Source organism: Comamonas sp. CMM02, assembly GCF_014851485.1.
Lineage (GTDB): Bacteria > Pseudomonadota > Gammaproteobacteria > Burkholderiales > Burkholderiaceae_C > Comamonas > Comamonas avium.
In genome coordinates this window covers 1,032,395-1,046,926 of the sequence record NZ_JACUZW010000001.1, presented here as the reverse complement: position 1 = coordinate 1,046,926, position 14,532 = coordinate 1,032,395, and the positions used below count along the sequence as shown (strand labels likewise).

The window sequence follows — 14,532 nt, the reverse complement described above, 5'->3', positions numbered from 1 at the left end:
TGAAGTGAAGTCTGGATACTTAGTGGCCTTTTTTTGCCGACTTAGGGCCACTCTTCTTGGCACGCTTGACCAAGCCGCCTTGGGTCAGACGCTGGTTACCCAGCACACGGATTTGCTTGACCTCAGGCTTGCTGCCGGCTCGGCCGAACTTAAGCAGCTTGATGTCACGCGGACCGGCCATGCGGTCATCGTCAAAAGCCTTTTCCTTTTCAGGGATTGGGCGCCACAGCACCAGCAGCTTGCCGATGTGCTGGATGGGGGCGGCGTTGAGCTCGTCGCACAGTTGCAGGTAGACCTGCTCACGGGCAGCACGATCGTCACCGAACACACGCACCTTGATCAGGCCGTGCGCGTTCAGTGCGCCGTCAATTTCCTTCTGGACGGCGGGTGTAAGGCCGTCACCACCAATCATGACCACGGGGTCCAAGTGGTGGGCGTTGGCGCGGTGTTCCCGGCGCTCAGCGGGAGTTAAATCAATTTGGGGCATGCCCGTATTATCGAGGCAGGAAGAAATTTGCGATGAATATCAAATCGAAAAGCAAGAAGCTCAACAAGAATTGGCTCAATGCCCACTTGAATGACCCTTATGTGCAAGCTGCACAAAAGGACGGTTATCGCGCTCGTGCCGCCTACAAGCTCAAGGAGATTGACGAGACATTCAAGCTCATTCGCCCCGGCCACGTTGTGGTGGATCTGGGCTCCACGCCTGGTGCCTGGAGCCAGTATGTCCGCAGACGCCTGTCGCCCACAGGTGCCGCCGTTGGAGCCCTTAACGGCACCATCATCGCCCTGGATTTACTGCCCATGGAGCCCATCGAGGGTGTGCACTTCATCCAGGGAGACTTCCGGGAAGAGTCCGTACTGGCACAGTTGCAAGAAGTCGTGCAGGATCGCCCTGTGGATCTGGTGGTGTCTGACATGGCACCCAACCTGTCTGGCAACAGCACCACCGATGGGGCCCGCGTAGAACTGTTGATTGAACTGGCGGTGGATTTTGCGATCAACCACCTCAAGCCTGAAGGTGCTTTGGTTGCCAAAGTATTTCATGGCCCCGGTTATGACGATTTGATCAAGCTTTTCCGTGCGCATTTCAAGCAAGTCAAGCCCCTTAAACCCAAGTCATCGCGAGACAAATCCTCGGAGACCTTCTTGATTGGCATTGGCCTCAAATAGGCCGGCACACAAGGCTGCAAGGCCCTTTTTTCCTGAAAACCCTTGTACTCCATCGCCTTGACAGGAATAAGGCTTCGGCACAGTCGCTTGAAAGACCTAAAATGAACCTCATATGGGGACATAGCGTTCCCATGTGAATGTATTTCTCCTCTTTTCCTCTGGAGCCCCGCTTGAACAATCAGTGGTTTTCAAAAATCGCCGTCTGGCTGGTCATCGCCATGGTGCTGTTTACGGTATTTAAGCAATTTGATACCCGTGGAAGTGCTAGCGCTGGCCAAGTCGGCTATTCGGAATTCCTGGCCGAGGTGCGCAACAACCGCATCAAGAGTGCGACCATTCAGGAAGGCCAAGGCGGCACTGAAATCGTTGCGCTAACCACCGACGATCGCCGTATCCGTACAACCGCAACCTATTTGGACCGTGGTCTGGTCGGTGACTTGATCGCCAACGACGTCAAATTTGATGTCAAGCCACGCGAAGAAGGCTCGCTGCTGATGAGCTTGCTGATCAGCTGGGGCCCCATGCTGCTGCTGGTGGGCGTGTGGGTGTACTTCATGCGCCAGATGCAAGGCGGCGGCAAGGGCGGCGCATTCAGCTTCGGCAAAAGCAAAGCCCGCATGCTCGATGAAAACAACAACACCGTCACTTTTGCCGATGTTGCCGGTTGCGATGAAGCCAAGGAAGAAGTCAAGGAAGTCGTCGACTTTCTGAAAGACCCCAACAAGTTCCAGAAACTGGGCGGCCGCATTCCACGTGGCTTGCTGCTGGTTGGCCCTCCTGGCACAGGTAAAACATTGCTGGCCAAATCGATCGCTGGTGAGGCCAAAGTGCCTTTCTTCTCGATCTCTGGCTCTGACTTCGTCGAAATGTTTGTGGGTGTTGGTGCAGCACGTGTGCGCGACATGTTCGAGAACGCCAAGAAAAACGCTCCTTGCATCATCTTCATTGATGAAATTGATGCTGTGGGCCGCCAGCGTGGTGCGGGCATGGGCGGCGGCAATGATGAACGCGAGCAGACACTCAACCAGATGCTGGTGGAGATGGACGGTTTTGAGACCAACCTCGGCGTGATCGTCGTGGCAGCCACCAACCGCCCTGATATTTTGGATGCCGCTTTGCTGCGCCCCGGTCGTTTCGACCGTCAGGTCTACGTCACGCTGCCCGATATCCGGGGCCGCGAGCAGATTCTGAACGTGCACATGCGCAAGATTCCCGCCGGTCAGGACGTCAATCCGTCAGTGATCGCACGCGGCACACCAGGCATGTCCGGCGCTGATTTGGCCAACCTGTGCAACGAAGCCGCCTTGATGGCAGCCCGCCGCAACGCGCGCACCGTTGAAATGCAGGACTTCGAAAAGGCCAAGGACAAGATCATCATGGGCCCCGAGCGCAAGAGCATGGTCATGCCCGAGGAAGAGCGCCGCAATACGGCCTATCACGAAGCAGGCCACGCATTGATTGGCCGCTTGCTGCCCAAGTGCGACCCTGTGCACAAAGTCACGATCATCCCGCGTGGCCGTGCACTGGGCGTCACCATGAGCCTGCCTGAGAAAGACCGTTACTCCTACGACAAGGAGTTCATGCTGAACCAAATTGCCATGCTGTTTGGTGGCCGTATTGCTGAAGAAGTGTTTATGAACCAGATGACCACTGGTGCATCCAACGACTTCGAGCGTGCCACCCAGATTGCACGCGATATGGTGACGCGTTACGGCATGAGCGATGCCCTGGGCACCATGGTGTACTCAGAGCAAGAAGGTGAGCCTTTCCTGGGTCGCACCTTCAGCAAGGGCACAAGCCTGTCCGAGTCCACCATGCAAAAGGTCGACAACGAAGTGCGCCGTATTCTTGACGAGCAGTACGCACTGGCCCGCAAGCTGATTGAAGACAATCAAGACAAAATGCATGCCATGGCCAAGGCCATGCTCGAGTGGGAAACCATCGACATGGAACAGCTCGATGACATCTTTGCAGGCAAGGAGCCTCGTCCGCCTAAAGATTGGGTGCCACGCACTCCCAAGTCCAGCGACGATAGCAACTCTTCGGGTGGTGGCACTCCTGCTGTAGATACTGACCCAGCGCCTACTGCGGCATAAAGCAGCACCTACCAAACAACGGGGCCATGCGCCCCGTTTTTTCATGGCCATCATTTGTTGGAGCTCGTTATGGCGCAATGGCAAACCACGCATTTTTTACTGGATCTGCAACGCCCCTTGATCATGGGCATTGTGAACAATACCCCGGACTCATTTTCTGATGGTGGCAAGCACCGAGATCTCGATGCTGTGCGCCATGCAGAAAAACTGGTCAAAGAGGGCGCTGACATTCTGGATATTGGCGGCGAATCGACCCGCCCCGGCTCACCTGCCGTGCCAGAAGATGAAGAGATTCGCCGTGTACTGCCCATCGTCAAAGAAGCGGTCAAGCTGGGCGTTGCCATCTCTGTGGACACCTACAAACCTCAGGTAATGCAGGCAGTCCTGGATTTGGGCGCAGACATCATCAATGACGTATGGGGGCTGCGGCAACCCGGCGCTCAGGACGTTGTGGCCGCTCATCCCCGGTGCGGGGTTTGCATCATGCATATGCACCAGACACCGCAAAACATGCACCTTGACCATATGCAAGGTGACGCTGTAGCGCAGGTGTGTGATTTTTTGCGCGATGCATCTCAAGCGCTGATGGCGCGTGGCGTATCCCGCGAACGCATTGTTTGGGATTACGGCATTGGCTTTGGCAAAAGCGTGGCACAAAATTTTGCGTTACTTGCTCGCCAGACAGAATTGCTCGCACTAGACTTTCCGCTTTTGGCTGGTTGGTCACGCAAAGGCTCTTTGGGCCAGGTCAGCGGATTACCTGTTGAGCAACGCATGGTTCCTAGCGTGACTGCAGCTTTGCTGGCCGTAGAGCGCGGCGCTCGCATCGTGCGCGTGCATGATGTGGCAGACACCAAGGCTGCCTTGTCGGTATGGCAGGCCATGCACGATCAACAACGCCAGCACCCCTAACAAGGAACACCACAATGGCTCGCAAGTATTTCGGCACGGATGGCATCCGCGGCAAGGTAGGGCAATCCGTCATCAATCCCGACTTCGCCCTGCGCTTGGCGCACGCAGTGGGCCGTGTGCTCAAAAAGACCCAGGAACGCCCTACCGTTCTTATCGGCAAAGACACCCGTATTTCTGGATACATGCTGGAAGCTGCCCTGGAAGCTGGCTTTAACGCCGCTGGCGTGGATGTCATTTTGCTTGGCCCGTTGCCCACACCTGGTGTGGCCTACCTGACACGTACCCAGCGCGCAAGTCTGGGTGTTGTGATCAGTGCCAGCCACAACCCTTTCTACGATAACGGCATCAAATTTTTCAGTGCCCAGGGCACCAAGCTCGACGATGCCTGGGAGGAAGCCGTTGAGGCGGCATTAGAGGAGGCACCTCAGTGGAGCGACTCAGCCGCACTTGGTAAAACCCGCCGTCTCGATGATGCGGCAGGCCGTTATATCGAGTTTTGCAAAAGCACATTCGACAGCAACCTGTCGCTGCATGGGCTGCGTATTGTGGTGGATGCGGCCCATGGCGCTGCCTATCACATAGCCCCCAAAGTTTTTCACGAGCTGGGCGCAGAAGTCATTGAAATTGGCTGTGAACCCGATGGGCTGAACATCAATGATGGCGTGGGTGCCACCCACCCGGAAACGCTTGCACTGGCTGTCCGCGCCAACCATGCCCACTACGGAATCGCTTTGGATGGTGACGCCGATCGGCTGCTCATGGTCGATGGCGCAGGCCGCATCTATAACGGCGACGAGCTGATGTACCTCATGGTTCAAGACCGGCTGCAGCGTGGCGAGCCAACGGCTGGCGCTGCTGGCACGCTGATGACCAACATGGCTGTCGAGGTAGCCCTAAAGCAGCAAGGCGTGGAGTTCGTGCGTGCCAAAGTAGGTGACCGCTATGTACTGGAAGCGCTGAACGCCAGAGGCTGGCAAATTGGTGGAGAGGGCTCTGGCCATCTACTCGTTCTGGACAAACACACAACAGGTGATGGCATTGTCAGTGCGCTGCAAGTGCTGCAAAGCTGTGTACGCAGCGGCAAGACGCTGGCAGCACAACTGTCCACTCTCACGCTCTACCCCCAGGTGCTGATCAATGTTCGCCTGGCTCCTGGCCAGGATTGGAAAAGCAATCACCTGCTTGCACAAACACAGGCTGAGGTGGAGCAACTGCTTGGCGACACGGGCCGCGTCCTGATCCGCGCCAGCGGTACCGAGCCGTTGTTGCGGGTCATGGTTGAAGCGCGCGATGCCGCACAAGCGAGTCTCTGTGCACAAAAGTTGGTTGATGCGGCGAAAGCCGGCTAAAGCCCCACTGATTCGTACCAATAGCTTGCCCAATGCTTGCTTTTATTAAGTAGGCAGCCACAATGCCTGCAACGCACCAAAAATGTGCAAACACGCTGGCCCTGACAACCGCCGTTGTCCGGGCCGTTCTCCGTGTAGACATCTGAGTTTTGACACACGGTTTGCTCCACACCTTCGCAAAGAAGCCGCATATGGACAACAAAAAACCCGCGATCACCCTGTCCTCACTGGACATGGACCGCCTTGAAAACCTCATGGAAAAGTTGCCAAGCAACTTTCCGGGCCGCAGCGCGCTGGAAGCGGAGCTGAACCGCGCTGACGTGTTGGACCCACAGGAAATGCCTGCCAACGTGGTCACCATGAATTCCACCGTGCGCTTTACGCTGCAAGAGAGTGACAAGACCCAAACCCTGACCTTGGTGTACCCCAAGGAGGCGGATGGCAGCCCTGACAAAGTCTCGGTATTTGCGCCTGTGGGCACGGCATTGCTTGGACTGCGCGTGGGCGACGTGTTCGAGCTGCCCAGCCCCGCAGGCAAACCCGTCACAGTCAAGGTCGATGCAATTACCTACCAGCCTGAAAACGCTGGTCAGTTGCATCGCTAGACCGCGAACCCCCTGCTCGTAGCGCGTTGCGAAATAGCCCATACACACGGATATCGGTAAATTCAGCAATTGCAGGAATACAGGCATTCCTAGGCACAATGCGGATATGACACAAAACACCCCACTCCCTCCATTGAACCGGCAGTTCGTCTCGCACTTTGGCGAGATGGGTAGCCGTTGGGGCATCAACCGCACCGTGGGTCAAATCTACGCGCTGCTGTATTTGTCACCCCGTGCACTCAATGCAGAAGATATTGCGGAAACGCTGGAGTTCTCTCGCTCCAACGTGAGCATGGGTCTGAAGGAATTGCAGTCGTGGCGCCTGGTCAACCTGCGCCACCATGCCGGTGACCGGCGCGAGTACTTTGAAGCACCGCAAGACGTATGGGAAATCTTTCGCCGCCTGGCTGAAGAGCGTCGTCGCCGGGAAATTGAGCCCACTCAGTCGATGTTGCGCTCCGCTTTGCTGGAAGACGTTTCAACCGACGACGAGCGCCATGCACAGCAACGCATTGAAGAAATGTATGTGCTGATTGAAAAGCTGATGACTTGGTTTGACGATGTGCAACGCCTCAAACCCGAAACTGCCATGCAGCTCATGGGCATGGGGGCGGCAGTGACTCGGGTGCTGGACTTCAAGGACCGCATGCTGGGCGGAGACAAAAACAAAAATGCAGCAGAGGGCAAAGAGAGTTGATGCGCTGAACGCGCTGTGCACACCAGTGCCCGAAAAAAAAGCCTGCATACGCAGGCTTTTTTTATGCCGTGATCTGTGCCCGCAAGGCCTGTAAATAGCTTTGAACGCGGTGGCGGTGCGCAGTGCCCAGACGCAGCAGTATCTTTTGCCCTGAAGACAACGATTGCAGCTTGGGGTCCGCATATTCATAGCGCAGCCATGGTTGCTGAGACGGAACTTGGCCCTGCACCTGCACCAGCTGCACAGCAATGGGCTCTTGTGGCTCGGGTGTCTGCAGCAAGTGGTCTATCACGGCCACCAGCCGGTCATTGAAGTATTGACCTGGGTAGCCCAAGCCCTCATAGGTTTGCTGCAGCAGCGGATAGGCCTGCCGATACCATGCGGCTGCCTGGGCCGGCTCAATGCTGGTCACAAAACCCACCACGGCGTCGTAGCGGGCGCTGTTGGTGCTGGCAATGTGCATGCCTTGCTCGCTTTGCGTCAGCTGCATCTGCCCGCCAACGGGGTATAGCGGCCACAGACGTGGGGCGGCATGACCACGTGGCAGGTTGTCGATGGTGGCAACCATATGGTGTGCCAGCCCCGGCATCACCAAAAATTTCAAAGCCTGGCTGCCCAGCCAGTCTTTAGCCATGCGGTCCAGAGCCTGCGCATCATCGGCAGGCACCGCATCTGCAGTGGCAGCTGGCAAGGGGTGCTGCGGTACTGCGTCTTGCGGCGCTGCCAATGGTGCAACCGCAGTTGGCTCTTGTACTACGGGTGCAGGTGCATCCGCCGGCTTTGAAATGGGGGCCTCCAGAGCAGGCGCTGCACCTGTGCTTTTGGCTGCCCAGTACTCTCGTGCGTACCAGGCTGCATAACCCGCCGCAGCAATGGCTAAAACAATCAGCAGCCACTTGGTGGTCCCATCGCTTGAAGTCTGTTGACGCATGCGTTGCTGCTTGGGTGGACGTAAATCTTGCTCAGTCATGGCGCTCCTTGCTGTGCGTAATGCATGCCGTCAAGCATTTCGCATGCCTCCATCCTAGCGGTCATGCACGCACAAAAAAACCCGCAGCCTTGAACAGCTGCGGGTTACTTCAGGCCAGAACCGGTGATGCCGGAACCAGGTGTTTTTAGTTTTTGGCCTTTTCCAGCAATTGCTTGCGGGTGGCTTCGTCATCCACTAATTCAAACCACATGGCGTTCAGCACAGCGAACGCAGCCGCCAGTGGCAAGCCCAAAATCCAAGAGAAGTACCACATTGCATCTTCCTTTCAAAATTCAATTTTTGATAGCTACTAGCGCTTTGTATTACTTGTTTTCAATATGAAAACATATGTAAAACGTTGTCTATCAATCGCTAGAAGCTCTCTTTTTAATAAGCGTGACCCTTGCCTTGTTCAATATCATCGGGGTCTACCTTGCCACGCATGATGCTGTAGACCCAGCTGGTATAGGCCAGGATGAGGGGCAAGAAGATGAGGGCACACACCAGCATGATGAACAGCGTCAGGTGGCTGGACGATGCGTCCCAGACCATCAGACTGAACTGCGGGTTGACCGATGAGGGCAGGATGAAGGGGAACATAGAGACGCCCACGCTCAGCACAATGCCAGCAATGGCCAGACCACTGCTGAGCAGGCCCAGCCACTCACGTCGCAACTTCATTCCCAAGGCCGCCAGCAATGGCATGCACACACCCAGTGCAGGCACGATCCACAGCAATGGCTGCTTGGCGTAATTGGCCATCCAGGCGCCCTGCCCCAGCTGCGCCGACTTGAGCAGTGGGTTGGAGGGACCTGTCGTGCTCATGGCCTCGGTCAGCGTGTAGCCGCTTAACTTGGCCAGCCAGACACCAGCAACGGCATACAGAACCGTGGTCAAAATGGCAGCACCCATACCCCAGCGAGTGGCACGCGCCTGCACATCGCCTTCGGTCTTGAAAACCAGCCACGCTGCACCATGCATGAGCAGCATCGACAGCGAGACAAGGCCACACAGCACCGCGAAGGGCGAAAACAGCGCAAAGAAGCTGCCGTCGTAGTAGATGCGCATGTCGTCAGCCAGACGGAAAGGCACGCCCATCAGCACATTGCCCATGGCCACACCAAAGACCAGTGCAGGGCCCCAGCCACACAGGCACAGCACCCAGTCCCAGCCATTGCGCCAGGCTGTCCCTTCGCGCTTGCTGCGGAACTTGAAAGCCACAGGCCGCAAGATCAAGCAGACCAGCGCAGCGAACATGGCCATGTAAAAGCCAGAAAACGAGATCGCGTACAGCTGAGGCCAGGCCGCGAAAATAGCGCCTCCCCCCAAAATCAACCACACTTGGTTGCCTTCCCAGATAGGCCCAATGGTGTTGATCACCACACGGCGCTCTACATCGGTTTTGCCCGTGACACGCAGCAAGGCTGCTGCGCCCAGATCGAAACCGTCAGTGACTGCAAAGCACACGAGCAAGACGCCCAGCAGCAGCCACCAGATGACGCGCAAAACGTCATAGCCCAAAAGTTCATGCAAGATCATGGTATGTGACTCCTTCGGTTACTTGCCGCTGTAGGCATTCACGAATTTCTTCGCGTACGCACTGAGGTGGGGTTCGCTCTCTTCGGTGGGCCCCGTCAAGATAGCCTTGCGCATCAATACCATTTCGATACCGAACATGACGGTGTAAATGGCCACAAACATAACGATCGTCATCAGCACCGTGCCAGCCCCCAGGTTGGAAACTGCCATGGCCGTGGGCAGTACGCCTTCAATGATCCAGGGTTGACGGCCCAGCTCCGCAACGATCCAGCCGCATTCAGCCGCAATCCACGGCAAAGGAATGGCCATCACCGCCACTTTGAGCAGCCACGGATAAGCATCCAGCTTGCGACACGCAGACAGCACAAAGAACGTTGCAGTCAACGCGATGAAGAACATGCCCAGTGCCACCATGACGCGGAAGCTCCAGAACAGCGGCCCCACGGGTGGAACGGTATCTTGCGCAGCTTGCTGGATCTGCGCTTGCGTGGCCTTGCGCGGGTCATCGGTGTAGCGCATCAAAAGCAGTGCATAGCCGAGGTTTGCACCATGGTCTTCAAAGGTGGTCACCACATCGGCGGGCACGTCCGCCTGTTTTTTGAAGCTGCGGATGGTTTGCAGTGCGTCGTACGCCTTGATGCCCGAGGTAATACGGTCTTGTGCGCGCAGCACCAGATCGTTAATGCCCGGAATTTCAGTATCCAGCGAGCGCGTACCAATCAGGCCCATCACCCATGGAATGTGTACGGCGTAGTGCGTTTCACGTGCGGCGCTGTCCGGAATGCCCACTACGGTAAACGCGGCAGGTGCAGGCTCGGTTTCCCACATGGCTTCAATGGCCGCCAGCTTCATCTTCTGGTGCTCTGACGACAAATAGCCACTCTCATCGCCCAGAACCACTACGGACAGTGAAGCGGCCAGACCAAACGATGCCGCCACAGTCATAGAACGCTTGGCCAGAGCCACGTGCCGCCCTTTAAGCAAATACCAGGCAGAGATGCCCAATACAAAAATCGACGCCACGGTGTAGCCCGCAGACACGGTGTGCACAAACTTGGCCTGCGCCACCGGGTTGGTCAGCACGGCAAAGAAGTCATTGACTTCCATGCGCATGGTTTGCTGGTTAAAGGCTGCGCCCACAGGGTTTTGCATCCAGCCGTTGGCAATCAGAATCCACAATGCCGAAAAATTGGAGCCAATAGCTACCAGCCACGTCACCACCAAGTGCTGCACCTTGGTCATGCGATCCCAGCCAAAAAAGAACAGGCCCACAAAGGTGGCTTCCAAGAAAAAGGCCATCAGCCCCTCAATCGCAAGCGGTGCACCAAAGATATCGCCCACATAGTGGCTGTAGTAGCTCCAGTTCATACCGAACTGAAACTCCATGACCACGCCCGTAGCTACGCCCATGGCAAAGTTAATGCCAAACAAGACCCCCCAGAATTTGGTCATGTCGCGCCAGATGGTGCGTCCCGTCATCACATAGACGGTCTCCATGATGGCTACGATCACCGCCAGACCAATGGTCAGCGGCACGAACAAAAAGTGGTAGAGCGCCGTTATCGCAAACTGCAGCCGCGATAAGTCGACAATATCGAGGTCCATGGTGTTGTCCTTTCTAGGGTCCTCAAGGGAGTGCTACTGAGGCAGTCAGCCTGCCCATGCATCCAAACAAAAACAGGTCAAACTTTTAATCCGCTCGCAAGCGCTGCAGCAACGAGTCAAACCCAGCCTCTCCACGTCGCGCCTGCGCTTGCACGGCACCCGCTTCCAGCCAGATCAGCCGGTCCGCCAATACCGCCTCGCGTTGCAAATGCGTGCACATCACCACCGTGTGGCCTTGCGCGCGCGCCATCAGACGCAGCAATACGTCGTGAGCTGTCGGGGCATCCAGCCCTTCAGTAGGCTCGTCCAGTAGCCATGCTTGCTGCTGGGCCAGCAGCAAGCGCGCCAGCCCCAGGCGGCGGGCCTGACCACCCGACAGACCCAAGCCCCCTTCACCCAGCATGCTGTCCAGCCCCCAAGGCATGGCGCGCACATCGTCCGCAAGGCCTGCGTCTTGCAGCGCAGTCCACAGCGCAGCGTCATCGGCCAGAGGTGCCGCCAGACGCAGGTTGTCGCGCACACTGTCTTGGAACAGTGCAACTCGCTGGGTCAGCCACACGCAGGACAAAGCAGTCACTGTGCCCCGGGTCAATGCTTGTTCGCCTGCCAGCACAGCCATGACGGTCGACTTGCCTGCTCCGCTCGCACCAATCAAGGCCACGCGCTCTGCTTTGTGCACTTGCAAGTGGATGCCATTGACTGCCGGCAGCACACCGTCTGCATGCTGGACTACCGCAGCCTGCAGTTCAAAGGCCAGACCTGGCTGTGGGGCGGGCAAGTGTGCGTCCTGAACGTCTTGCTGCATGCGCGCACCCAGACGGCGGGCCGCCAAACGCGTGCGACCGGCTTCCAGAGCGCCGCGGCGCAGCGCAGCAAAAGGCTCCATGGCGGTCAAGGCCACCAGCAGTGCCATAGCCGCACCCGGTGCTCCAATCATCTGTGCATGCACAAGGTAGCCTGCGGCGGCCAGCACTGCGGCCAGGACCACAGCACCGGCCACGCCAAAACCGGCAGCGGCCTTGGCATCCAGACGGTTGAGCTGGTGATCGGCCTGTGCTACTCGGGCATCAGATTGCTGCACACGCGCGCATTGAGCGGCCAAGCGGCCAGCCATCAGCAATTCCGTCTGGCCAGCCACCATATCCACCGCGTCTGCACGCAAACGCTCCAGCGCCACGGCACGCTGCACAGCCGGCACCGCACTGCGGCCCGCCAGCCAGGCGGTGAGGCAACCACCTGCAAGCAGCAGCCAAGCCAGTACGGCCAGCCCCAGCCACCATTGCAAAGCGCCCAGCACCACACCCGCCAGCAAGGCGGCACCACAGGCAGCGACCGCCGGAACAATCATGCGCAGATACAGGCTATCGAGCGCATCCACATCCGACGTCAAGCGCTGCAGCAAACGCGCAGGGCGCAATTGCAGCAAGCGGGCTGCGTCAGGCTGTGCCCAGCCTACAAACAGTTTCTCGCGCAAGGCTGCCAGCACGGCCAAGGTGGCTTCATGGGTGACTACACGTTCGCCATAGCGCGATGCTGTTCGGCCCATGGCCAGCAAGCGAATGCCTGCCGAAGGCATGAAGACATCAAACACCAAGGCCGTTGCAGGTACCAAACCTGCCAGCGCCGTGGCGGCAATAAACCAGCCAGACAGCCCCAGCAAGGCCATGCCCATCAGCACGGTCAATGCAGCCATGGCCGCGCCGCCCAGCCACCAGCGCCTGGGAGCCATGGCACTGAGCAGGTGAGCGACATCACGCAATCGGGTGTGAGGCATCATGCAAGCACCTTTGGCATTGCTGCTTCTAGATAAATGGTGCGGTCCATCAGTGCGGCCAAGACCGCGTCATGCGTGGCTACGATCAAAGTTTTCCCCTTTGCCATGCGGCGCAGGCTGTGCATCACCTGCAGGGCAGTTGCGGGGTCAAGATGGGCAGTGGGCTCATCCACCAGCCACAAACCAGCATGCTGATGTATGGCCATGCGAGCCAGAGCCAGACGCACCGCTTCACCGCCGGACAGCCCTTGCCCGGCCTCTCCCAGACTGCTGCCCTGACGCTGGACCAGGGCCTGATCCAGTCCCGCTTGTGTCAGTGCATGTTCAACGGCCTGCGCATTGACGCCCTCGCGGCCCAGCTGCACATTGCGGCTGACGCTACCGGCAAAGACGTGGGCTTGCTGCCCCATCCATGCAGTACGCGCACGCATTGCCGGCCAATCAGAGGTATGCAAAATTTGTCCATCCAGCATGAGCTGCTCTGGTGCAACAGGCAGCAAGCCAGCCAGCTGTGCCAGCAGCACCGACTTACCAGCTCCGCTAGGGGCCCAGATCGCAACATGCTCCCCTGCATCAACGTGCAAATTCACAGGTGCCAAAGCCGCCTGACCATCTACGGTGATGAGTAAATTACAGGTATCCACGCGGATCGCATCTGCTGAAACTGTGTCAGGGGCTGGAGCCAGCGCAGCAGGCAAAGGCAGATTCTTTTGACTTAATGCCTGCAATCCCTCCATCGCAGCCTGCCCTGCAGCACGGTCATGCCACACAGCAGACAGCTCACGCAGGGGATCAAAAAAACTGGGCGCCAGCATCAACACCCACAGCGCCTGACCCAAACTGAGCTTGTCGCCCCAGGCACCGAATGGCAGATTGCCCAGCAGGTGAAAACCCACATACATGGCAACCATGGCCACGCCCAAGGCAGAAAACAACTCCAAAACCGCTGATGACAAAAAGGCAATGCGCAGTACACGCATCGTGCGCTCACACAATGATTGCGCTTGTGCACGCAGGCGGCTGGCGGTGTGAGGTACTGCATGCAATGCGCGCAATGTACTCAGCCCGCGCAAACGGTCGAGCAAAAACGCATTCATCTGACCCAGCTCCACCATATGAGCCTCACTGGCGGCCTTGGCACGCCAGCCAACAATGGCCATGAACAGAGGAATCAGAGGGGCACAGAACAGCAAGATCAGCGCAGCCAGCCATGACTGGGTGGCAACGGCCAGCACGATGATGGGTGACACGACCCGCACGCGCCACATGGCTGGCTGGTAGCGTGAAAGCCAGGGAACAATCGCCTCAGCCTGCTCGGCCAAAGCGCTGGCAGCCAGCCCTGAGGCAGGACGGGTGCGATCCATCGGAGAAGTCTGCGCCAGCGCCTGCAATGTCTGGGCACGCAGACTGCTGACCCGTGCACGTGCATGCACATAGGTCACTCGAACCCCACGTCCTTCACACAAAGCACGCACAATGCCCAGCAGCATCACTGCGGCAACCTGTATTGCCAAATAATCCAGTGCCTGCCCTGCTGCAAAGCACTGCACCGCCCAGGCAATCACCCCAGCTTGCGGCAGCCACAACAGCGAAGCCAGCACCAGCCAGCCACTGCCGGGTTGGGCGCTGTTGGGTCGGTGTTGTGCCGAAGCACAAGCTGCCTGAGGTGTGTCAATATTTTGCATGTTTTCTAAATTTCAGTATTTACTGAAATTTGTGTAAATGCTAGACGATTCAAGTAGCCTTAGTTACAACTGCAATTCAAATCCCAGTGAATAACTCCGGTGACATAAAAAAAGCACCCTAAGGTGC

13 protein-coding genes are annotated in these 14,532 nt (G+C 57.6%); 6 read left to right on the top strand and 7 right to left on the bottom strand.

Annotated features, from left to right (window positions below):
• Positions 1–19 precede the first annotated feature (19 nt).
• On the bottom strand, positions 20–487 hold the full coding sequence (locus IB213_RS04755) for a YhbY family RNA-binding protein (protein WP_191724651.1): 468 nt from the start codon (positions 485–487) through the stop codon (positions 20–22).
• Positions 488–519: 32 nt separating this feature from the next.
• Between IB213_RS04755 and IB213_RS04750 the strand changes: the two genes are divergently transcribed.
• From IB213_RS04750 to IB213_RS04725, 6 genes are all read left to right on the top strand, one after another.
• Complete coding sequence (locus tag IB213_RS04750) at positions 520–1,173, top strand: RlmE family RNA methyltransferase (RefSeq protein WP_191724652.1); 654 nt, start codon at positions 520–522, stop codon at positions 1,171–1,173.
• 170 nt (positions 1,174–1,343) lie between these two features.
• The gene (gene ftsH / locus IB213_RS04745) at positions 1,344–3,269 is read left to right on the top strand and encodes an ATP-dependent zinc metalloprotease FtsH (RefSeq protein WP_192405556.1); all 1,926 of its coding nucleotides are present in this window, start codon (positions 1,344–1,346) and stop codon (positions 3,267–3,269) included.
• A gap of 69 nt (positions 3,270–3,338) precedes the next feature.
• Positions 3,339–4,181, top strand: coding sequence for a dihydropteroate synthase (folP, locus tag IB213_RS04740; RefSeq protein WP_225560945.1), 843 nt, complete (start codon positions 3,339–3,341; stop codon positions 4,179–4,181).
• A gap of 14 nt (positions 4,182–4,195) precedes the next feature.
• Complete coding sequence (gene glmM, locus IB213_RS04735; protein ID WP_191724654.1) at positions 4,196–5,530, top strand: phosphoglucosamine mutase; 1,335 nt, start codon at positions 4,196–4,198, stop codon at positions 5,528–5,530.
• Positions 5,531–5,721: 191 nt separating this feature from the next.
• Positions 5,722–6,135 (top strand): nucleoside diphosphate kinase regulator, encoded by a 414-nt coding sequence (gene rnk, locus IB213_RS04730; RefSeq protein ID WP_192405555.1) that lies wholly within the window; start codon positions 5,722–5,724, stop codon positions 6,133–6,135.
• 106 nt (positions 6,136–6,241) lie between these two features.
• Positions 6,242–6,832 carry a GbsR/MarR family transcriptional regulator gene (locus tag IB213_RS04725; protein ID WP_191724656.1) on the top strand — a complete coding sequence of 197 codons (591 nt, stop codon included), beginning with the start codon at positions 6,242–6,244 and terminating at the stop codon, positions 6,830–6,832.
• 61 nt (positions 6,833–6,893) lie between these two features.
• On the opposite strand, the gene IB213_RS04720 is transcribed toward IB213_RS04725, so the two are convergent.
• The 6 genes from IB213_RS04720 to cydD all read right to left on the bottom strand — a co-directional run bounded on the left by IB213_RS04720 (position 6,894) and on the right by cydD (position 14,405).
• Positions 6,894–7,802 (bottom strand): DUF3014 domain-containing protein, encoded by a 909-nt coding sequence (locus IB213_RS04720; RefSeq protein ID WP_192405554.1) that lies wholly within the window; start codon positions 7,800–7,802, stop codon positions 6,894–6,896.
• A gap of 145 nt (positions 7,803–7,947) precedes the next feature.
• On the bottom strand, positions 7,948–8,076 hold the full coding sequence (gene cydX, locus IB213_RS04715; RefSeq protein ID WP_191724658.1) for a cytochrome bd-I oxidase subunit CydX: 129 nt from the start codon (positions 8,074–8,076) through the stop codon (positions 7,948–7,950).
• A 113-nt stretch (positions 8,077–8,189) separates the two neighbouring features.
• A complete protein-coding gene (gene cydB / locus IB213_RS04710; protein ID WP_192405553.1) occupies positions 8,190–9,341 on the bottom strand; it encodes a cytochrome d ubiquinol oxidase subunit II in 1,152 nt (383 codons plus the stop codon).
• 18 nt (positions 9,342–9,359) lie between these two features.
• Complete coding sequence (locus tag IB213_RS04705; RefSeq protein ID WP_192405552.1) at positions 9,360–10,946, bottom strand: cytochrome ubiquinol oxidase subunit I; 1,587 nt, start codon at positions 10,944–10,946, stop codon at positions 9,360–9,362.
• An 85-nt stretch (positions 10,947–11,031) separates the two neighbouring features.
• A complete protein-coding gene (locus IB213_RS04700) occupies positions 11,032–12,723 on the bottom strand; it encodes an ATP-binding cassette domain-containing protein (RefSeq protein WP_192405551.1) in 1,692 nt (563 codons plus the stop codon).
• Entirely contained in the window at positions 12,720–14,405 is a 1,686-nt protein-coding gene (gene cydD, locus IB213_RS04695; protein ID WP_192405550.1) for a thiol reductant ABC exporter subunit CydD, read from the bottom strand. The genes IB213_RS04700 and cydD overlap by 4 nt, the downstream gene beginning before the upstream one ends.
• Positions 14,406–14,532 lie beyond the last annotated feature (127 nt).